The organism is Pedococcus sp. P3_C7 (genome assembly GCF_056402615.1).
In genome coordinates, this window is record NZ_JBFUHC010000001.1 from 324,010 (window position 1) to 344,806 (window position 20,797).

At 71.2% G+C, this 20,797-nt stretch carries 19 protein-coding genes; 16 read left to right on the plus strand and 3 right to left on the minus strand.

Annotated features, from left to right (window positions below; genetic code table 11):
- The first annotated feature begins 9 nt into the window (after positions 1–9).
- The 8 genes from murJ to AC1DS4_RS01565 all read left to right on the plus strand — a co-directional run bounded on the left by murJ (position 10) and on the right by AC1DS4_RS01565 (position 8,685).
- A complete protein-coding gene (murJ, locus tag AC1DS4_RS01530) occupies positions 10–1,662 on the plus strand; it encodes a murein biosynthesis integral membrane protein MurJ (protein ID WP_477612683.1) in 1,653 nt (550 codons plus the stop codon).
- Positions 1,659–2,798 (plus strand): glycosyltransferase family 4 protein, encoded by a 1,140-nt coding sequence (locus AC1DS4_RS01535; RefSeq protein WP_477612684.1) that lies wholly within the window; start codon positions 1,659–1,661, stop codon positions 2,796–2,798. Before murJ ends, AC1DS4_RS01535 begins: the two co-directional genes overlap by 4 nt.
- A gap of 11 nt (positions 2,799–2,809) precedes the next feature.
- The gene (locus AC1DS4_RS01540; RefSeq protein ID WP_477612685.1) at positions 2,810–4,516 is read left to right on the plus strand and encodes a CTP synthase; all 1,707 of its coding nucleotides are present in this window, start codon (positions 2,810–2,812) and stop codon (positions 4,514–4,516) included.
- Positions 4,513–5,175: an NUDIX domain-containing protein gene (locus AC1DS4_RS01545; protein ID WP_477632036.1), complete on the plus strand. Its 663-nt coding sequence runs from the start codon at positions 4,513–4,515 to the stop codon at positions 5,173–5,175. Before AC1DS4_RS01540 ends, AC1DS4_RS01545 begins: the two co-directional genes overlap by 4 nt.
- A 177-nt stretch (positions 5,176–5,352) precedes the next feature.
- A complete protein-coding gene (locus AC1DS4_RS01550; RefSeq protein WP_477632037.1) occupies positions 5,353–5,781 on the plus strand; it encodes a YchJ family protein in 429 nt (142 codons plus the stop codon).
- 90 nt (positions 5,782–5,871) lie between these two features.
- A complete protein-coding gene (gene aspS, locus AC1DS4_RS01555; protein WP_477632038.1) occupies positions 5,872–7,701 on the plus strand; it encodes an aspartate--tRNA ligase in 1,830 nt (609 codons plus the stop codon).
- Positions 7,702–7,723: 22 nt separating this feature from the next.
- A complete protein-coding gene (locus tag AC1DS4_RS01560; protein WP_477612690.1) occupies positions 7,724–8,260 on the plus strand; it encodes a helix-turn-helix transcriptional regulator in 537 nt (178 codons plus the stop codon).
- Complete coding sequence (locus AC1DS4_RS01565; protein WP_477612691.1) at positions 8,257–8,685, plus strand: VOC family protein; 429 nt, start codon at positions 8,257–8,259, stop codon at positions 8,683–8,685. The genes AC1DS4_RS01560 and AC1DS4_RS01565 overlap by 4 nt, the downstream gene beginning before the upstream one ends.
- 22 nt (positions 8,686–8,707) lie before the next feature.
- Here AC1DS4_RS01565 and AC1DS4_RS01570 read toward each other — a convergent pair whose 3' ends face one another.
- From AC1DS4_RS01570 to AC1DS4_RS01580, 3 genes are all read right to left on the minus strand, one after another.
- The gene (locus tag AC1DS4_RS01570; RefSeq protein ID WP_477632039.1) at positions 8,708–9,532 is read right to left on the minus strand and encodes an alpha/beta fold hydrolase; all 825 of its coding nucleotides are present in this window, start codon (positions 9,530–9,532) and stop codon (positions 8,708–8,710) included.
- Between the two features lie 82 nt (positions 9,533–9,614).
- On the minus strand, positions 9,615–10,364 hold the full coding sequence (locus tag AC1DS4_RS01575) for a GNAT family N-acetyltransferase (protein WP_477632040.1): 750 nt from the start codon (positions 10,362–10,364) through the stop codon (positions 9,615–9,617).
- The gene (locus AC1DS4_RS01580) at positions 10,361–12,586 is read right to left on the minus strand and encodes an MMPL family transporter (protein ID WP_477632041.1); all 2,226 of its coding nucleotides are present in this window, start codon (positions 12,584–12,586) and stop codon (positions 10,361–10,363) included. The genes AC1DS4_RS01575 and AC1DS4_RS01580 overlap by 4 nt, the downstream gene beginning before the upstream one ends.
- Before the next feature lie 82 nt (positions 12,587–12,668).
- On the opposite strand from AC1DS4_RS01580, the gene AC1DS4_RS01585 reads away from it, so the two are divergent.
- The 8 genes from AC1DS4_RS01585 (at position 12,669) to AC1DS4_RS01620 (ending at position 20,777) form a co-directional block, all read left to right on the plus strand.
- Complete coding sequence (locus AC1DS4_RS01585) at positions 12,669–14,003, plus strand: replication-associated recombination protein A (protein ID WP_477632291.1); 1,335 nt, start codon at positions 12,669–12,671, stop codon at positions 14,001–14,003.
- A 38-nt stretch (positions 14,004–14,041) separates the two neighbouring features.
- A complete protein-coding gene (locus tag AC1DS4_RS01590; protein ID WP_477613411.1) occupies positions 14,042–14,425 on the plus strand; it encodes a DUF948 domain-containing protein in 384 nt (127 codons plus the stop codon).
- Entirely contained in the window at positions 14,425–14,745 is a 321-nt protein-coding gene (locus tag AC1DS4_RS01595) for a DUF6167 family protein (RefSeq protein WP_477632042.1), read from the plus strand. Before AC1DS4_RS01590 ends, AC1DS4_RS01595 begins: the two co-directional genes overlap by 1 nt.
- Positions 14,746–14,857: 112 nt before the next feature.
- Entirely contained in the window at positions 14,858–17,560 is a 2,703-nt protein-coding gene (gene alaS, locus AC1DS4_RS01600) for an alanine--tRNA ligase (RefSeq protein WP_477632043.1), read from the plus strand.
- Positions 17,561–17,580: 20 nt separating this feature from the next.
- The gene (gene ruvX / locus AC1DS4_RS01605; protein WP_477613412.1) at positions 17,581–18,096 is read left to right on the plus strand and encodes a Holliday junction resolvase RuvX; all 516 of its coding nucleotides are present in this window, start codon (positions 17,581–17,583) and stop codon (positions 18,094–18,096) included.
- Positions 18,093–19,274: an endolytic transglycosylase MltG gene (mltG, locus tag AC1DS4_RS01610; protein WP_477632044.1), complete on the plus strand. Its 1,182-nt coding sequence runs from the start codon at positions 18,093–18,095 to the stop codon at positions 19,272–19,274. The genes ruvX and mltG overlap by 4 nt, the downstream gene beginning before the upstream one ends.
- Positions 19,267–20,085: a shikimate dehydrogenase gene (locus AC1DS4_RS01615; RefSeq protein ID WP_477612698.1), complete on the plus strand. Its 819-nt coding sequence runs from the start codon at positions 19,267–19,269 to the stop codon at positions 20,083–20,085. The genes mltG and AC1DS4_RS01615 overlap by 8 nt, the downstream gene beginning before the upstream one ends.
- Positions 20,082–20,777 (plus strand): prepilin peptidase, encoded by a 696-nt coding sequence (locus AC1DS4_RS01620; protein WP_477612699.1) that lies wholly within the window; start codon positions 20,082–20,084, stop codon positions 20,775–20,777. Before AC1DS4_RS01615 ends, AC1DS4_RS01620 begins: the two co-directional genes overlap by 4 nt.
- The last annotated feature ends 20 nt before the right edge of the window (positions 20,778–20,797 follow it).

Genomic DNA, 20,797 nt, shown 5'->3' on the forward strand with positions numbered 1-20,797 from the left:
GTGCCGCCGATGACGGCGAGGTCGGTCGGCACCTCGGTCGCCAGGGCCGCGGCAGTGATCGCGGTCGTGACGCTGCTCGCCCGGCTGGCTGGTTTCGGGCGCACCATCGTGTTCTCGCGCACCGTCGGCGCCGGTGGGGTGGGCGACACCTACCAGACCGTCAACATGCTCCCGAACGTCGTCTACGAGGTCGCCGCCGGTGGGGCCCTGGCGGCCGTCGCCGTGCCCCTCATCGCCGGACAGCTCGCCTCCGGTCGCAGCGAGGACGCCGACCGCACCGCGTCGGCCCTCCTGACCTGGGCGGTCTCCGTGCTGGTGCCCCTGTCGGCCCTGCTGGCGCTGTCGGCACCGTGGATCAGCGACCTCCTGTTCCGCAAGAGCAGGGTGGCCGGCGCCGCCGAGCTCGGCACCACGATGCTCGTGGTGTTCGCGCCTCAGGTGGCGCTCTACGGTGTCGGCGTCGTGCTGGCGGGGGTGCTGCAGGCCCACCGCAGGTTCCTCGCCGCAGCACTGGCGCCCCTGCTGTCCAGCCTCGTGGTCATCAGCGCCTACGTCGCCTACCGGTTCGCGGCCGCGCCCGGGACCACCCCCGCGGACCTGTCCACCGGTGCGATGTGGGTGCTGGCGGGTGGCACCACGCTCGGCGTAGTCGTGCTGAGCCTGCCGCTGCTCGTGCCCGCCGTGCGGGCCGGGGTACGCCTCAGACCCACGTTCACCTTTCCCGCCGGCGTGGCCCGCCGCGCCGGCTCGCTCGCCGCTGCGGGCGTCCTCGCCCTCGTCGCACAGCAGACCGCGGTCGCGGCGACGTTGTGGCTCACCCACGCGCCGCGCACCATCGACACCGGTGTCGTCAACGTCTACACCTACGTCCAGGCGGTCTACCTGCTCCCGTATGCCGTGCTGGCCGTCCCGATCGCGACGTCTGCCTTTCCCGCGCTGGCCCACACCAGCGCCGCCGAGGAGCTGCAGGAGCAGGTCGGGACCTCCGCGCGCGACACCCTGGCAGGCGCCCTCAGGGGGATCCTGCTGCTCACGGCCGGCGCGGTCACCGTGCTGATGGCCGTCGCCCGCCCGGTCGGGGTGTTCTTCGGTTCGTTCGACAGCGCGGCCAACGCCGGTGGGGCCGCCGCCCTGGCAGCGTTGCCCGGTGCCCTGTCGGCCTACGCACCCGGACTCGTGGGCTTCTCGGTGGCCGCGCTGCTGACCCGCGCTCTCTATGTCCGAGGCCGCCCGCTCCATGCGGCCCTGGCCGTGGCGGCCGGGTGGGCCCTGGCCGCACTCATCCCCATCGCGCTCATCCCTGAGAGCTCGGGTGCCGGCACCACGTTGGGCCTGCTCGGCGTCGGCTCGACCCTCGGCATGACCGTCTCGGCCGTCCTGCTGGCCCTGCTGGTCCGCAGGGCCTGGGGCGCCGAGGCCGTCCAGGGCTCGGGCCGGACGCTCGGGGCTGCCGTCGTGGCGGTGGCGGTCGGCCTCGCAGTGGGCGACACCGTGGCGAGAGGCCTGTCGCCGGACTCCCTGTGGTCGGCCCTGGGCAGCGGTCTGCTGACCGGGCTGGTGACGCTGGTGGCCTACCTGGGCGTGATGATGGTGGCCGACCGCAAGGCCATGCAGGCACTGCGCGAGCGTGGCCGCAGTCGGCGCCGAGGGAGCGAGCTGTGAAGGTCGTGATGCTCATCGGGCGCAGCACCGGCGGCATCGGGACCCATGCTGTCGACCTTGCGCAGGGGCTGCGCCAGCTGGGCGACGATGTCAGCCTCGTCACCGACCAGCTGACCGCCGACAGGTTCGGCATCGCGCAGGCACGGCTGTGGTGGCCTGGCCGGGCAGCCGGGGTGATCGGCTCACTGCGCCACCTGTGGCGGCTGCGCCGCCTCATCCGGGGTGCCGAGGTCGTGCACGCCCACGGGCACCAGGCTGGTCTGGTGGCGACCCTGGTCGCCGTCGGGACGCGCACCCCGGTGGTGGTGAGCCAGCACAACGCCGTCCTGACCACGGGCGGTCTGCGTGGTCGCGTCTCGACGACGGTCCAGCGCTTCGTCGCTCGTCGTGCCACCCTGGTCACCGGCGCCAGCGGCGACCTCGTCGACGAGGCTCGACGCCATGGCGCGCACCAGCCACGCCTCGCGCCGGTGCCGTCGCCGCGGGTGCCCGGGCTGCTCACCCACGAGCCGCCGGGCGATGACGAACGCGGAGCGTTGGCGGTGGATCTGCTGCGGGACAACGGAATCGAGACCGCGGCTGGCGTCCCGCTGATGGTGACCATCGCCAGGATCGCCCCGCAGAAGGACCTCGAGACCCTGGTCGACGCCGCGGCCTCGGTATCGGTCCGAATGGGTGAGAAACCTGCGCCACCTGCGGTGTGGGTGGTCGTGGGTGATGGTGAGGACGGCCTGCTCCGCGGGCTGCGGCTGAGGGCCGAAGCCGTCGGTGCGCCGGTCCACTTCGTCGGGTCGCAGGCCGAGCCCGAGCGCTGGCTGCGTGCGGCTGAGGTCTTCGTGCTCCCGAGCCGCTGGGAGGCACGCGCCCTGGTCGTGCAGGAGGCCATGGCGGCGGGCGTGCCGGTCGTGGCCACCGACACCGGCGGCCTCAGGGACCTCGTGGCGGGCGTGGGCACCCTCGTGCCCGTGGGCGACCCCTCGGCCCTCGCAGGCGCCGTGGAGCGCTATCTCACGGACCCAGCCGCACGGCATACCGCCTCCAGGGCCGGCCGGGAGCGCGCCACATCGTGGGACGACGGCAAAGCCACGGCGAGTCGCTGGCACGACTGGTACTCAGCCCTGCCCGGGATGACGTAGGCTTGAACCCCGTGGTGGAACAGACGAAACACATCTTCGTAACCGGCGGCGTTGCCTCTTCTCTGGGCAAGGGACTGACCGCCTCCAGCCTCGGACATCTGCTCCGTGCTCGCGGTCTGCGGGTGACGATGCAGAAGCTCGATCCCTATCTCAACGTGGATCCGGGCACGATGAACCCGTTCCAGCACGGTGAGGTCTTCGTGACCGACGACGGCGCCGAGACGGACCTCGACATCGGTCACTACGAGCGCTTCCTCGACAGCAACCTCGTGGGCAGGGCGAACGTCACGACGGGGCAGATCTACAACCAGGTGATCGCCAAGGAGCGGCGCGGGGAGTACCTCGGCGACACCGTCCAGGTGATCCCGCACATCACCAACGAGATCAAGGAGCGCATGCGGGCCCAGGCGGCCGGCAGCCCCGGGGTCTCGCGGTCCGAGGCTCCCGACATCATCATCACCGAGATCGGCGGCACGGTCGGCGACATCGAGTCGCTGCCCTTCCTCGAGGCCGCTCGCCAGGTCCGCCATGACGTGGGCCGCGACAACGTCTTCTTCCTGCACGTCTCGCTGGTGCCCTACCTCGCCCCGAGCGGCGAGCTCAAGACCAAGCCCACCCAGCACTCCGTTGCCGCGCTGCGGCAGGTCGGCATCCAGCCTGACGGGCTCGTGCTGCGTGCGGACCGCGAGATCCCGGACGGCATCAAGCGCAAGATCTCGCTGATGTGCGACGTCGACACCGAGGCCTGCGCCGCGGCCGTCGACGCCCCGAGCATCTACGACATCCCGAAGGTCCTGCACAAGGAGGGGCTCGACGCCTACGTCATCCGTCGCCTCGGCCTGAACTTCCGTGACGTCGACTGGCACGACTGGGACGAGCTGCTGCGGCGGGTGCACAGCCCCGAGCACACCGTCGAGATCGCCCTCGTCGGCAAGTACATCGACCTGCCGGACGCCTACCTGTCGGTCACCGAGGCCATGCGGGCCGGCGGGTTCCACCACGACGCCAAGGTCTCGATCCGCTGGGTCGCCAGCGACGAGTGCCAGACCGAGTCCGGCGCCCAGAAGGCCCTCGGCGGGGTCGACGCCGTCCTCGTGCCGGGCGGCTTCGGAGTTCGCGGCATCGAGGGCAAGCTCGGTGCCCTCCGGTGGGCCCGCGAGCGCCAGGTCCCGACGCTGGGCATCTGCCTCGGGCTGCAGTGCATGGTCATCGAGTACGCCCGGAACGTCGCCGGCATCGCCGGCGCCAGCTCGACCGAGTTCGACCCCCAGACGCCTGCTCCGGTCATTGCGACGATGGAGGAGCAGAAGGCTTTCGTCGAGGGCGCGGGAGACCTCGGCGGCACCATGCGCCTCGGTTCCTACCCGGCCAAGCTCGCCGAGGGATCAGTCATCGCGGAGGCCTACGGCGCCGTGGCGGTCGACGAGCGGCACCGGCACCGCTACGAGGTCAACAACGGCTACCGAGCTCAGCTCGAGGAGGCCGGGCTGGTCTTCTCCGGCCTGTCGCCGGACGACAACCTGGTCGAGTTCGTGGAGCTGCCCCGCGAGGTGCACCCCTACTACGTCTCCACGCAGGCGCACCCCGAGTTCAAGTCCCGACCGCACCGGGCCCATCCGTTGTTCGCGGGACTCGTCGAGGCTGCTATCAACGCCCAGCGTGCTGCCCGGCTGGTCGAGGTCGAGCGACCGCGCAGCACGGTCGACGCCTCCGCGTGAGCGAGGGACACGGGGGGTCCGGCGCCCCGGGAGAGCTCGCCGACCGCCACGAGGCCCTGCCGGTACGCCACTCCGAGGTGGTCATGCACGGGCTGGTCTGGGACGTCGTGCGCGACCGCGTCGACCTCGGTGAGGCCGGCGAGGTGACCCGCGAGTACGTCCGTCACCCCGGCGCAGTGGCCGTGGCAGCCCTCGACGACGAGGGTCGGCTCTGCCTCATCCAGCAGTACCGGCACCCGGTGCGGGCCTTCGAATGGGAGATCCCGGCCGGGCTCCTCGACGTCGCGGGGGAACCGCCCCACGTGGGTGCCGCTCGCGAGCTGCACGAGGAAGCCGACCTGACCGCCGCGACCTGGCACGTGCTCGCCGACTACGTCAGCTCACCAGGCGGCCTCGACGAGGCCCTGCGGATCTACCTCGCGCGCGACCTCGCCCGCGTCCCCGAGTCCGAGCGCCATGCCAGAGATGGCGAGGAGCTCGGTATGCCGGTGCGCTGGGCCCCGCTCGAAGAGGTGCGCGACGCGGTCCTCGCCGGCCGCGTCACCAACGCCACGATCGCGATCGCGGTCCTCGCCGCCCTCGCGGCACGGGACCTGGACTGGGCCACGCTCCGGGCGCACGACGCCCCGTGGCCGAGCCACCCGGCATGCCGGGGGTAGTCGGATCGGCCGGGTGTGGTGAGCGGTCCGGTGCGGTGGCCTGGTGACGTGGCCCGGCGGCAAGAGGCCAGCGGGATCGCGCTGCGTTAGCGTGACCCCATGACCCACCCGATCCCGGCTCCCTGCCGCAAGCGACCGTTCGCGACCAGCCGCGCCTGCGCACAGCCGGTGGACTGAGTGGGCATCTTCGGGACGGGCGCCACGACCGGGTGCCCCTGCGGGAGCGGTCGCCCGTATGCCGGCTGCTGCGGGCCACTGCACGACGGCCAGCGGGCGGCCACGACCGCGGTCGAGCTCATGCGCAGCCGCTACTGTGCCTTCGTGGTGCGGGACGAGGCCTACCTCACGCGCACCTGGCACCCCCGAACGCGTCCTGCGGCCCTCGAGCTCGACCGCGGAATGCAGTGGCTCGGGCTGACCGTGCTGGCAACTGCCGACGGCCGCGAAGGGGATCAGAGCGGCGAGGTGGAGTTCGAGGCGGCCCACTCCGAGGGGGTGCTGCGCGAACGCAGCCACTTCGTGCGGCGGGCTGGCCGCTGGGTCTATGTCGACGGGGACATCGTGGGAGACATCGTGAAAGACGTCGAGAGGGACGTCGCGGGCTGAGCTGCCGACGCAGCAAACCGATTCGTATGCCGCGTGGCCCGGTCCGTAGGATGGCCGGGTTCACCACCCGCTCGAATCGAAGGATCTCTCGTGCTCCGCACCCATGAGGCCGGCACCCTGCGTGCCGACCACTCCGGCCAGACCGTCACGCTCACGGGCTGGGTTGCCCGTCGGCGCGATCACGGTGGAGTGGCGTTCCTCGATCTGCGCGACGCCAGCGGCGTGGCCCAGGTGGTCGTCCGCGACGAGGTTCTCGACGAGGGGGGAGCCCACGACCTGCGCAACGAGTACTGCGTGCGCGTCGTGGGTGAGGTCAAGGCACGCCCGGAGGGCAACGCCAACCCCGACCTGCCGACAGGTGAGATCGAGGTCATCGCCGGTGAGATCGAGGTGCTCAACGCCTCGGCCCCTCTGCCGTTCCAGATCGACGAGCGCGTCACGGTGGGCGAAGAGGCCCGCCTCAAGCACCGCTACCTCGACCTGCGTCGCCCCGGTGCCTCCTCGGCCGGCAGCGCCATCCGGCTGCGGTCGCGCGTCAACGCCGCCGCCCGCTCCGTGCTCGGCGCTCGCGACTTCATCGAGATCGAGACGCCGACCCTGACGCGCTCCACGCCCGAGGGCGCCCGCGACTTCCTGGTCCCCGCGCGCCTCGCACCGGGGTCCTGGTACGCCCTGCCGCAGAGCCCCCAGCTGTTCAAGCAGCTGCTCATGGTCGCGGGGATGGAGCGGTACTACCAGATCGCGCGCTGCTACCGCGACGAGGACTTCCGCGCCGACCGCCAGCCCGAGTTCACCCAGCTCGACATCGAGATGTCGTTCGTCGAGCAGGCGGACGTGCTCGAGCTCGGCGAGGAGGTCGTCCGCGAGGTCTGGAAGCTCATCGGGGTGGAGCTCCAGACGCCGTTCCTTCAGATGACCTACGGCGAGGCGATGCGTCGGTTCGGATCCGACAAGCCCGACCTGCGGTTCGGCACCGAGCTCGTCGAGTGCACCGACTACTTCAAGGACACCCCCTTCCGGGTGTTCCAGTCGGAGTACGTCGGCGCCGTCGTCATGCCCGGCGGAGCCTCCCAGCCGCGCAAGCAGCTCGACGCCTGGCAGGACTGGGCCAAGAGCCGCGGCGCCAAGGGTCTGGCCTACGTCCTCGTCCAGGAGGACGGGGAGCTCGGCGGGCCGGTCGCCAAGAACCTGTCCGACTCCGAGCGTGCTGGCCTCGCCGCCCACGTGGGTGCCCAGCCCGGCGACTGCGTCTTCTTCGCAGCGGGTGCGACCAAGTCCTCCCGCGCCCTGCTCGGTGCCGCGCGCCTCGAGATCGGCCGGCGCTGCGACCTCATCGACGAGGACGCCTGGTCGTTCCTGTGGGTGCTCGACGCCCCGCTGTTCGAGCCGGCGTCCGAGGCGGTCGCCGCCGGCGACGTCGCAGTGGGCGCCGGCGCCTGGACCGCGGTGCACCACGCGTTCACCTCGCCCAAGGCCGAGTTCCTCGACACCTTCGACACCGACCCCGGCCCCGCGCTGGCGTACGCCTACGACATGGTCTGCAACGGCAACGAGATCGGGGGCGGGTCCATCCGTATCCACCGCCGCGACGTGCAGGAGCGGGTGTTCAAGGTCATGGGTCTGTCGCAGGAGGAGGCGCAGGAGAAGTTCGGCTTCCTGCTCGACGCGTTCGCCTTCGGCGCCCCGCCGCACGGTGGCATCGCCTTCGGCTGGGACCGCATCGTCTCGCTGCTGGCCGGCACCGACTCGATCCGCGACGTCATCGCCTTCCCCAAGTCCGGTGGCGGCTACGACCCGCTGACGGCGGCTCCCGCGCCGATCACGCCCGAACAGCGCAAGGAGGCCGGGGTCGACGCCTTGCCCGAGGCCAAGGCGGTCGACGCGAAGGTCGACACGGACAAGGTCGGCACGGGGTCCTGAGGTCTCACCACGCACTATCCGGATGCCGCCCGCTCACCTCGAGCGGGCGGCATACCAGCACAATGGGCGCGTGGGCGACAAGGCACTGCGGGCCCCCGGCGACGTGCTCGTGCACCTGCGCCGGGCGCGGGACCACGCGGACCGCTGCTACGCCGACCCGGTCGATGTCGAGTCCCTTGCCGCCGTGGCGGGGCTGAGCAAGTACCACTTCCTGAGGCTGTTCAAGGCGACCTACGGGCTCACGCCGGGGGAGTACGTCTCCCAGCGTCGTATCGAGCGAGCCCAGGACCTGCTGCGGGCCACCGGCCTGTCAGTGACCGAGGTCTGCTTCGCGGTCGGATTCGCGTCCCTCGGCTCGTTCTCGAGCCGGTTCAAGGCGGTTGTGGGGGAGACGCCGTCGCAGTTCCAGGCGCGGTATGCCGTCGCCGGCGCGCCGCACATCCCGGGCTGCTACGTCTTCATGTGGGGCCTCGCGGAGCGGTCGACCGTCACGGTGGCAGAGCAGTCCGCAATCGAGGAGAAGCACCCCGACCCGACGGCTCCTAGGCTCCGAGCATGATCAACAACATCGCCATCGTCAGTGTCTTCGTCAAGAACCAGGACGACGCAAAGAAGTTCTACACCGATGTCCTCGGATTCGAGGAGAAGGACGACATCACCCTCGGCGACGGCTACCGCTGGTGCACGGTCATCCACCCGTCGCAGCCCGAGCTGCTCGTCAACCTCGCCATCCCCGGCCCGCCGATGGATGCCGACCTGGTCGAGGCGATGAAGCGGGCCCAGGACGCCGGTGGCCTCAACGGCCTCGGGCTCAACGTCGACGACTGCCGCAAGACCCACGAGGAGCTGGTCGCCAAGGGGGTCGAGTTCATCCAGCCGCCGACCGACCGCCCCTACGGCGTCGAAGCCGTGTGCCGCGACAACTCGGGCAACTGGATGGTCCTGGTCGAGCAGAAGATGTACGACCCCGCCAACGTCACCTGACCTGGACGCGAGTGGTGGTGGGCTACTTCGCGAGGAAGGCGACGACGGCCGCGTTGAACTCCTGCGTGTGGCTGGCGAAGATCCCGTGGGGCCCACCCTCGAGGACGACGAGCTCGCTGCCCGTCACGGCCTCGTGGGTGCGGTGACCCGAGACCTCGAACGGCACGATGGCGTCGCTGTCGCCGTGGAGGACGAGGGTGGGGACGCTGACCCTGGACAGGTCGGGCGAGAAGTCGGTGACCCATGAGCGGATGCACTCGGCCGCGGCATGGACGTCGGCCTGGGCGGCCAGGGTGAGCGCCTCCTGGCGCTGTTCCTCGGTGACCTTGAGGTCGCCGTCGGCGCTGAAGAAGTTCGTCAGGAACCCGTCGAGGAACCCGCTGGGGTCTGCGCGGAGCTGGCCCTGCATGCCGCTGACCGTGTCAAGGTCGAGGGCGCCGTCAGGGTGGTCGTCGTCCTTCAGCAGGCACGGGGGGATGGCCGCCGCGAACACGACGCTGTGGACGCGGTCCTCGCCGTTGGTCCCGACGTACCGCGCCACCTCGCCGCCGCCCATCGAGAACCCCACGAGGCTGGCGTCCTGCAGGTCGAGCTCGGTCATCAGGACGTCGAGGTCGCCGGTGAGGGTGTCGTAGTCGTAGGAGGAGGCGGGTCCTGGCTTGCCGGACTGGCCGAAACCGCGGCGGTCGTAGGTGATCACGCGGTAGCCCTCGTCACGGAGAGCCGGCGTCAGCGTGGACCACGAGGCACCGCTGAGTGGCCAACCGTGGATCAGGACGACCGGACGGCCGGAGCCGCCGCTGTCCTCGTAGTGGATCTCGACGTCGCCGTTGGACACGGTGGCCATGTCAGTCCTCTCGTCAGAGCTGCTGGGTCAGGACGAATGTAGGCACATCAGCAGCGTTCGCGCAGGTCGAGGCCCGGTGTCGTCAGTCGGCCAGCCGGCGGCTCGACCACTCGTGCACGTCGCCGTAGCCGAGCCCGGTGTAGAGCCGGCGCGCCACGGCGTTGTCGGAGTACATCCCGAGGGTGCAGACTCCGCGCTCGCGGACCGCCTCCCGGGTGAGGTATGCCGTGACGGCCAGTCCCAGCCCGGTCCCGCGGTGGTCGGGATGGACGGTGATGCCGGAGAGGACGGGCCAGCCCGCGACGTTGGGTTCGCTGACGCCGCACGCGACGAGGCGACCCGACCCGTTGCGGGCCCCGACCCAGTGCTGGTCGGGGAACTCGAAGGGCCGCGCGTCGGTGCCCGGGTTGGCCACGTCGAGGAGGTCGCGGATCTCGCCGAGGTCTGTGTCCTCCAGGGTGACCAGACCGGACTCGGCGGGGACCTCCAGCGGTGCGCTTGAGGCACACAGCCACTCCCACTCGTTGCCCTCGGTGAGCCGCAGGTGTGCGGCAACGGCCGCCAGGGACCCCCTCTGGACCGTGACGGACCGCAGCTCTGGGGGAAGGACCCCCTCGGTGAGCATCTCGCCGACGAGTCGCCCGACGTGCGAGGTGGGTCCCAGGACCAGCATCCCGAGCCGGCGGGTGTGGGTGCGTCGGGGGAGGGCCACGGCGTCACCGAGCGAGTAGCCGGTGCCTTCCAACGGCGACGGGATGTCGTAGCGGATGAACGCGCTGCCACCGGTGGCGTGGAGGAGGGCAGCGTGGGACGTGATCTGCCGCAACGTCATTCGGTGATCCCGAAGCGGGCGTGCCAGCGCCGCAGCCCCCGGGGCGCCCACCAGTTCCAGTCTCCGAGCAGCGCCATCGTGGCGGGCACGAGCAGCATCCGGACGAGGGTTGCGTCGAGCAGCACCGCCACGGCGAGGCCGACGCCGGTCTCCTTGATGACGAGCAGCTGCCCGGCGACGAACCCGGAGAACACAATGACGACGAGCACCGCCGCGGACGTGATGATCCGCCCGGAGCGTTGCAGACCCGCGATGACGGCCTGGTCGTTGCCGACGCCTCGCTCGTGCAGCTCGACGATGCGCGACAGCAGGAAGACCTCGTAGTCCATCGACAGCCCGAATCCGAAGGCCAGCACGAGCATCGGGATCGTCGACTCGATCGCCCCGACCGAGTCGAAGTGCAAGAGCCCCTCGAGGTGAGCCTGCTGGAAGATCCACACGACGACGCCCAAGCTGGCGCCGAGTGACACGACGTTCATGAGCAGGGCCTTGACCGGGATGACGACCGACCCGGTCATGAGGAACAGCAGGACGAGGGTGGCGAGGGCCACCAGCGCGAAGGCGATGGGCGCGCGTTCGCGCAGTGAGTCGGTGAAGTCCCGCAGGCCTGAGGCCTCACCGATCACCGTGGTGGGGAAGTCCGGGCGGTCGGCCCGCAGCGCGGTCACGGCGTCACGCGCGCCGTCGTCGAGCGCGCCGCCCGGGGTGTCGATCTCGATGACGGTCAGACCGGCGTTGACGCTCTCGACGCGGCCGGTGAGGCGCTGCCCGTCGACGACGGGGAGCGAGGCGGCATACGACTGGGTCTGCTGGAGCCCTGCCTCGGCGACCACCTGGACGTCGGGACCGGACAGCTGGGGGTAGTGGCGTTCGAGCGCCGTGAAGAACTCACGCTGGGGTGCGCTGACCGGCAGCAGCTCCTTGCCGGAGGAGGTCAGGCGGAGGTGGAGGGCGGGGGCGGCAAGGGTTCCGAGGACGGCGAGCACGGCGACGATGACGAGCAGCGGATGACGGAACACGCGGGTGGCAAGGCGGGAGAAGACGCCCTCGTCGGGGGCCTGCTCGGTGCCGCGCCTCAGCAGTCTTCGCGCGCCGACGACGCAGAGCGCAGGGACCAGGGTGAGGGCCACGAGCATGGCCACGAGGACCACCGAGAGGCCGGCGGAGCCGATGGCCTTGAGGATCGACGCCTCGAACACGAGCAGTCCGCCGAGGGAGATCGCGACGGTCAGGCCGGAGAAGACGACGGTCCGGCCGGCCGAGTCCACGGTGCGGGCCACCGACGCGAGAACCTCGTCGCGCGTGATCTCGGCCGCAGGGCGACCTTGCACCCGGCTGCGCAGCTCCTCGCGGAAGCGGCTGACCGTGAGGAGCCCGTAGTCGATGCACAGGCCCAGCCCGAGGACCGTGACGACGTTGACGACGGTGGCGTCGAGGTCGATGACGTGCGAGAACCCGAGCAGCGACGCGAGCGCGCCGGCGATGGAGGCGATCGACCCGATGATCGGCATCCCGGCTGCCACGAAACCACCGAAGACGAGCACCATCACCAGGAAGCTGATCGGTAGCGCGATCCCCTCGCCGGCCCGCAGGTCGACCTCCACCTGGGACGTGATCGCCTCGATGAGGTCGGACAGCCCACCCGTCGTGCCCTTGCCGCCGGGCACGGAGGCGACGAGGGAGTGGAACTGCTTGTCGACCTGGGTCTGAGTCCGGTCGCGCTCCTCGCCCGGGAGCCCGCGCTCGAAACTCACCACCACTGCGAACCCGTCCCCGGAGGTCGGCAGCAGCGCCTTGGCGGCGGGGCTGTCGAGGCCCGTGGGCACGAGCTGCGGCGCGGCGACCGAGGCCACCCCGTCGACGCGACCGATCGCCTCGGCTGCGGAGCGGACGGCCGCGACTGCCGAGGGCGCGGCGGCATCGGCCCCCGTCACCTGGAGGATGTAGGTCGACGTGGCCGACCGGCCCGCGGCCACGAGCTGGTCGCGACCCTGGAGGTTCTCCCCGGCGACGGACGGCTCGCCGGACTGCAGGCGGTCGAAGAGCGACTGGTTCCCGAAAGCACCGGTGGCCCCCGCGAAGGCCGCGACGACGGCAAGCAGCCAGACCACGATGACGGTCTTCGGGTGGCGCCCCACGAGGCCGCCGAGGTGGGAGAGGGCGGACGCGGATCGGTCGGGGTGACTCGTGGCCGGGTTGGCGTGGTCGGGCGCGTCGGTCACGGGGGATAGCCTGCCACCCGTGGGAACTGGTGCCGACGACGACCTGTTCGGTGTGGCCGCGTCCGTTCGGGACGGCGACGGCATGCCGTCGGGTGCCTCCCTGCCACCCCTGGCCGTCCGCATGAGGCCGCGCTCGCTCGAGGAGGTCCGCGGCCAGTCCGACGTGCTTCGGCCCGGGAGTCCGCTCCGTCGGCTGATCGAGGGGTCCGGCGGATCGGCGGGGGCGCTCAGCGCGATCATCTGGGGCCCGCCCGGTACGGGCAAGACGACGCTCGCGCACCTCGTCGCGACGGCCGCAGACCGCCGGTTCGTCGAGCTGTCGGCCGTGACCGCCGGCGTCAAGGACGTCCGCGCCGTCATGGACCAGGCCGCGCGGGAGCGCGACCTGTACGACCGCCAGACGGTGCTCTTCCTCGACGAGATCCACCGGTTCACCAAGGCCCAGCAGGACGCCTTGCTGCCCGGCGTCGAGACCAGGCAGGTCATCCTCGTCGCGGCCACCACGGAGAACCCCTCCTTCTCGATCATCGCGCCGCTGCTGTCCCGCTCGATGCTCATCACCCTCACGTCCCTGTCCGACGAGGAGGTGGCCGACGTCCTCGCGGCCGCGATCGCCGACGAGCGTGGGTTGGCGGGGGAGTACGCCCTGGCCGACGACGCGACGGCTCACCTCGTGCGGATCTCCGGCGGTGACGCCCGACGAGCCCTCACGGCGCTGGAGGCGGCTGCGGGAGTGGCGCAGGACGGCATACCCGCTGGCGCCGAGGTGGACGGGCCTGTCGAGATCACGCTCGCGCACACCGAGCAGGCGGTGGCGTTCGCGAGCGTGCGGTACGACCGCACCGGCGACCAGCACTACGACGTCGCCTCGGCCCTGATCAAGTCCATGCGGGGCTCAGACGTGGATGCCGCGCTGCACTACCTCGCCCGCATGCTCGAAGCAGGGGAGGACCCGCGGTTCATCGCGCGCCGCATCGTCATCGCCGCCTCGGAGGACGTCGGGATGGCCGACCCCACCGCGTTGCAGACCGCCGTTGCCGCCATGCACGCCGTGGCGCAGATCGGGATGCCGGAGGCGCGGATCATCCTCGCCCAGGCCGTGGTCCACAACGCCCTCGCACCCAAGAGCAACGCCGCCTACACCGGCATCAACGAGGCCATCGCCGACATCCGCGCCGGCCGAGGTGGGGCGGTTCCGCCCTCGCTGCGCGGCAGCGGGTATGCCGGTGCGACCCGGTTGGGGCACGGCGACGGCTACGTCTACGCCCACACGGAGCCCGACGGGGTCGCGCGTCAGGACTACCTGCCCGACGACCTGCAGGGCAAGACGGACTACTACCGACCGACCGACCGCGGTTTCGAGGAGCGCCTCGGCCCCCGGTGGGAGTGGCTGAAGTCCCGCATCCGCCGCTCGTGACGCCGTCGGGTGCGGGGTAGGGTGCCCGCATGGATTCAGTGAGTTTGGGCGACATCGCGGGCACCATCGCGGCGCTGGCCTTTGCGTTCCTCGTCTTCCGACTGGGCAGCGTCATCGGCAAGGCCGGCAAGATCCTCGACGAGACGAGGGTCAGCCTGCGCAGCACCACGGAGAACGTCCAGCCGACCCTGCTCAAGCTCACCGACACCGTCAGCCTGACCAACGAGCAGCTGGCCCGGGTCGACGGCATCACGACCAACGTCTCGGCGATCACCACGAACGCCAGCGCGCTCACCGCCCTGTTCGCGGCCACGCTCGGCTCGCCGGTCGTGAAGGTCGCAGCCTTCACGTACGGGGTCCGTTCGGCCTTGGGTGCCAAGAACACCCGCAGCGCTGGCGGCCGTCGCCGCCGCAGGGGCTGATGACCGTGGCACGTCTGTTCTGGGTGGCGCTGGGCGCCGCAGCCGGTGTGTATGCCGTGCGCAAGGTCAGCAAGGCCGCAGAGGCCTACACGCCGACCGGGGTCGCGCACGGGCTGGCCGACTTCGGCGACGGCCTGCGCGAGCTCGCCGCCGCCGTCCGCGAGGGCATGGCCGAGCGCGAGGGCGAGCTGCGTCTGGCGCTGGGCATCGATGCCGGCACCGCCGACGACCCCGAGGCGAGCGCGGCACGCCTCGACGCTGCCTCGGCGCGGGCCCTGCTGGACGACCCCACGGGCCCCCGGGGCGGACGAGCTTCATAGGGGCGTTGGCGCACCCGCGCCGTCGCCCCGGCACACCCCTGTTGTTTGCCCGTACGATTCGTCATGCCGGCCCGTCGGTGGCCCCGCATGCGCCTAAGGACTGAGTACTTTCATGGAAACCGCCGAGATCAGGCGCCGCTTTCTCTCGTTCTACGAGAGCAAGGGCCACACGATCGTCCCCTCGTCGCCGCTCGTCTACGACGACCCCAACCTGTTGTTCGTCAACGCCGGGATGGTGCCGTTCAAGCCGTACTTCCTGGGACAGCAGGCTCCGCAGTGGGACCGCGCCACGTCGGTGCAGAAGTGTGTCCGCACGGGTGACATCGAGGAGGTCGGCAAGACCTCCCGCCACGGCACGTTCTTCCAGATGAACGGCAACTTCTCGTTCGGCGACTACTTCAAGGAAGGCGCCATCCGGTTCGCCTGGGACCTCATCACGACGCCCCAGGGGCAGGGTGGCTACGGCCTGGACCCCGACAAGATCTGGCCCACCGTCTACGAGGACGACGACGAGGCCTACGACCTGTGGCACCGGATGATCGGCATCCCCGCGGAGCGGATCACCCGGCGCGGCAAGCTCGACAACTACTGGCACATGGGTGTGCCCGGCCCTGGTGGCCCGTGCAGTGAGCTCTACCTCGACCGCGGGCCGGAGTACGGGCGCGAGGGTGGCCCGGCCGTCGACGAGGACCGCTACCTCGAGTTCTGGAACCTCGTCTTCATGCAGTACGAGCTGTCCGCGGTCCGCGCCAAGGACGACTTCGACATCTCCGGTGAGCTGCCGAAGAAGAACATCGACACCGGCATGGGTCTCGAGCGGATGGCGACCCTGCTCCAGGGGGTCGACAACCTCTACGAGATCGACGAGGTCTACCCCGTGCTCGACCGGGCGGCCGAGCTGACCGGCAAGAAGTACGGTGCGCACTCCGGCCACGCGGCGAGCGAGTCGCACCCCGACGACGTCCGGCTGCGCGTCGTCGCCGACCACGTTCGGTCGTCATTGATGCTCATCGGTGACGGCGTGACCCCCGGCAACGAGGGCCGCGGTTACGTGCTGCGCCGCATGCTGCGCCGAGCGGTGCGTTCGATGCGCCTGCTCGGGTATGACGAGCCCAGCCTGCCGCTGCTGCTGCCGGTGTCCGTCGAGCGGATGAAGAACTCCTACCCCGAGCTCGAGGCGGGCTTCGACCGCATCTCCCAGATCGCGTATGCCGAGGAGGAGGCCTTCCGTCGCACCCTCGCCTCGGGCACGACCATTCTCGACACCGCCGTCGCGCGGACCAAGTCCTCGGGCGGCAGCACGCTCGCCGGTGACCAGGCGTTCGCGCTGCACGACACCTACGGCTTCCCGATCGACCTCACGCTCGAGATGGCGTCTGAGCAAGGGCTCGAGGTCGACCGCGAGGGCTTCACCCGGCTGATGGAGGAGCAGCGTAACCGCGCGAAGGCCGACGCCAGGGCCAAGAAGGGTGGCCACGCCAACACCGAGGTCTGGAAGGACCTGCGAGCGCTCGGCGCGACCGACTGGCGCGCCTACCAGGAGCTGACCAGCGACGCGAAGGTGCTCGGCATCATCCTCGACGGCGAGCGCGTCGAGGAGCTCGAGCCCGGCCAGCGCGGTCAGGTCGTGCTCGACCGCACGCCGTTCTATGCCGAGTCCGGTGGCCAGATCGCGGACGAGGGCGTCATCACCGCCGACGGCGCGCACCTCAAGGTCGTCGACGTCCAGCGCCCCGTCAAGGGCCTGGTGGCGCACACCGTCGAGGTGCTCACCGGTCCGCTGCGGACCGGTCAGGACGTGTCTGCCGAGGTGGACGCCGACTGGCGCATCTCGGCCTGCCAGGCCCACTCGGGCACCCACGTCGTGCACGCGGCCCTGCGTCAGGTGCTCGGCCCCACAGCCCTCCAGTCCGGCTCCTACAACAAGCCCGGCTACCTGCGCCTCGACTTCGCGTGGGGGCAGGGCCTGTCGCCCGAGACCCGCAGCGAGATCGAGGAGGTCGCGAACCTCGCCGTCCGCCAGGACCTCCCCGTCTCCGCCCAGTACATGACCCTGCCGGAGGCGCGGAAGTTCGGCGCGCTCGCGTTGTTCGGCGAGACCTACGACGAGCAGGTCCGTGTGATCGAGATCGGCGGCCCCTGGTCGCGCGAGCTCTGCGGTGGCACGCATGTTGGGCACTCGAGCCAGATCGGCGCGCTGACAGTCACCGGCGAGTCGTCGGTGGGATCGGGTGTGCGACGTCTCGAGGCCTTCGTCGGCATGGACGCGCTGCACTACCTCGCCAAGGAGCGGGCCCTGGTCGCCGAGCTCACGGACATCGTCAAGGTGCAGCCGGGCGAGCTCAAGGAGCGGGTTGCCGCGCTCGTGGCGCGCGTCCGCGACGCCGAGCGCGAGCTGGAGAAGCTGCGCCGGGAACAGGTCCAGGCGGCGACCGGCAAGCTGGTCGGGTACGCCCACGACGTCGACGGCGTCCGGGTGCTGACGCACGATGCCGGCGACGGGACGACCGCCGACGACCTGCGCACGATGGTGCTGGACCTGCGGGGCCGCCTCGGCGACGCAGCCCCGGCAGTCGTGGCCCTGACGGGAGTGGCCAGTGGTCGCCCGGCCATCGTGGTGGCCACCAACGCAGGCGCTCGCGACCGGGGAGTCAAGGCGGGAGCGCTCGTGCGCCTGGCGGCCCAGACCCTCGGCGGCGGCGGAGGCGGCAAGGACGACCTGGCGCAGGGCGGTGGCACCGACCCCAGCCGCACCGGCGAGGCGCTCGGGCAGATCGACCGTGCCGTGCAGGCGGCGACCCAGGGACCTGGGTGAACCAGTCCACCTCGACCTCGATGCCCACCCGCCCCGGCCGGCGGGTGGGCATCGACGTCGGCAGCGTGCGTGTCGGCGTCGCGGCGAGTGACCCGTCCGCCCTGCTGGCGACGCCGGTGCGGACCGTGGCGCGCGATCCCGACGACACCGCTGACGCCCCGACCGACCTCGAGGAAGTGGCCGGCATCGTGACCGAGCTGGAGGCCGTCGAGGTCGTGGTCGGACTGCCCCGCACCCTCGCAGGCGGGGAAGGGGCCGCCGCAGAGACCGCCCGCACGTATGCTGGGCGGCTGTCGGTGCGCATCGCCCCCGTGCCCGTCCGTCTGGTCGACGAGCGACTCACGACGGTCGATGCCCACCGCAACCTCCGCGAGAGTGGGGTCGACGGTCGGCGGCAGCGCTCGGTCGTCGACCAGGCTGCTGCAGTCCTCATCCTGCAGGCCGCCCTCGACACGGAGCGCAACTCCGGGCGACCGCCCGGGGAGCTGGTCAGGACAGGTGGGCGCAAGCCCAGGACGAAGGACAGGCGGCGATGACCGACCCCCACTTGGAGCACTCGATCTTCGGGGGGCACGAGGACGCGCACGGCAGCCAGCCCGAGGTCCGCAGCCGAGCGGACCGTCGTCGCGCCACGCGCCGACCGCGCCGCAGGGGGCGTCGCACCGGATGCCTGTTCGTGGCGCTGGTGATCGTCGCGGTGGCCGCGTTCGCGGCATACACGGTGTTGCGTCCGATGGTCGAGGGGTTCCTCGAGAGCAACGACTACCCGGGGCCGGGCACCGGCGAGGTGCAGATCGTCGTCAACGACGGCGACACGGGGCGCGCCATCGGCGCGACCCTGCAGAAGGCCGACGTGGTCAAGACGGCCAAGGCGTACCTCGACGCCGCTGCGGCCGACACACGGGCGGCCGCGATCCAGCCGGGCAGCTACACGATGAAGAAGCAGATGTCCGCCAAGGCGGCGCTCGCGATCCTCGTGGACTCCAAGAACCGCAGCGTCCCCCGGGTCACGGTGCGTGAGGGACTGTGGAAGAGCGAGGTGTTCGCGGCCTTGTCCAAGGGCACGGGCGTACCCGTCGCGGAGTACACGGCGGCGGCGAAGAACCCCCAGGCCCTCGGGCTCCCGGCGGGCGCCAAGGGCAACGTCGAGGGCTACCTGTACCCCGCGACGTACGAGTTCCCCGTCAAGGCGACGGCCACGCAGCAGCTCAAGATCATGGTGGCCCAGGCGGTCGCCGAGCTCGAGAAGGCCGGGGTCAGCGAAGCCGACTTCCAGAAGACCCTCATCGTGGCCTCGATCGTCGAGGGCGAGGCCGGGGTCGCCGACCGCGGCAAGGTCGCCCGCGTCGTCGAGAACCGCCTCGACAACCCGAACGGCCCGACGGTCGGGCTGCTGCAGATGGACTCGACGGTCAACTTCGCCCTGCAGAAGCGGGGCAACCTGACCAAAACCGAGTACGACTCCGCGAAGTCCAGCCGCTACGACACCTACGCCTTCAAGGGCCTGCCCCCGGGCCCGATCAGCAGCCCGGGCGCCAAGGCCATCGAAGCAGCCGCCCACCCCACCCCGGGGCCGTGGTTCTACTTCGTGACCGTCAACTACGACACCGGCGAGACGCTCTTCGCCGTGACCCAGGCCGAGCACGACCGCAACAACGCCCAGCGCCAGGAGTGGTGCGACGCCAACAAGCCGAAGTGCGAGGGCGGTGGCTGACCCGCGCCGCGCGGCGGTCCTCGGATCACCGGTGGCGCACTCCCTGTCACCGGTGTTGCACCGTGCCGGCTACCGCACGTTGGGCCTCGCCGACTGGACGTATGCCGCGCACGAGGTCCGCGAGCTTGAGCTCTCCGAGTGGGTGGCTGGTCTAGACGACTCGTGGCGGGGGCTCAGCCTCACCATGCCGCTCAAGGAGGTCGCCTTCACCGTGGCCACGACCGTGACCGAGACCGCTCGCGTCACTGGTGCGGTCAACACGCTGGTGCGCCGCCAGGACGGCGGGTGGGACGCCCACAACACCGACGTCCGGGGGATCGAGGCGTCGCTGGCGGACATCGACCACGGTGGTGTGGCGACCATGCTTGGCGGGGGCGCCACCGCGCGCTCGGCCGTCATCGCCCTCGGTGCGCTGGGGGTGGAGCGGATGAGGCTCGCTGTGCGCGCTGAACCCCGGCCCGAGACCCTGAGGCTCGCGGTGCATGCCGGGATCGCGGTGGAGGTCGTCCCACTGGCGTCGTGGGGCAGGGGCCACCGCGGCGGACTCGTGATCAGCACCCTTCCGCCGGCAGCGGGTGAGGTGGCTGCCCAGGCACTGGGCGTCGGCAGACGACATGGCACCCTCATGGACGTCGTGTACGCCGACTGGCCGACCCCGTTGGCCCGCGCCGCCGCCGCCGTGGGCATGGACGTGGTGTCCGGCCTCGACATGCTGGTCTACCAGGCTGCCGAGCAGTTCCGCCTGTTCACCGGTGAGCAGGCGCCCGTCCAGGCGATGTACGCCGCCGGGCGACAGGCGCTCGGCCGATGATCGAGCTCGCCAACGGCTCGGGCGTCGCGGCCTGGGTGGTCGTCCTGCTGGCCGTGGCGGGGGCAGGCCTCGGAGCGGTGACGGGACGGTCGCTGGCCGAGGCGGGCTACCGCATCGAGTCCGACGAGGCCGGAGCCCCGCCACGGCACTGGTGGTGGCCCGCGGTCGCGCTGGCCCTGCTCTGGGCACTGGTGGGCTGGCGGATCGGTGACCTCGCGGGCTGGGCCGCCGCCCCGGCATACCTGCTCTTCGCGTGGTTGGCCGTCGGGCTGGTGTGGATCGACGCGGACGTGCACCGCCTGCCGGACGGACTGGTCCTGCCCGCCTACCCGGCCCTGCTGGTGCTGGTGGTCGTCGCCACCGCCGGCCTGGGCGACTGGCGGGCCCTGGTGCGGGCGCTCGTGTGCATGGCCGCCCTGTACGTCCTGTACTTCGTCCTCGCGTTCGTTTCCCCGAGCTCGCTGGGTTTCGGCGACGTCAAGCTGTCCGGGCTCATCGGGCTCCTGCTGGGGTGGCTCGGGGTGGGTCACGCCGTCGTGGCGCTGCTGGCGGGCTTCATCGTGGGCGGGGTGGTCGCGCTCGTCATGCTCGTCGGGCAACGGGTCGGGCTGCGCTCGCACATCGCGTTCGGGCCGTCGATGCTCGCCGGCGCCTTCGTGGCGCTGGCGGTCGAGTACCACGTGCTGGCCTAGCCGAACCGGCCCGTGCCCTG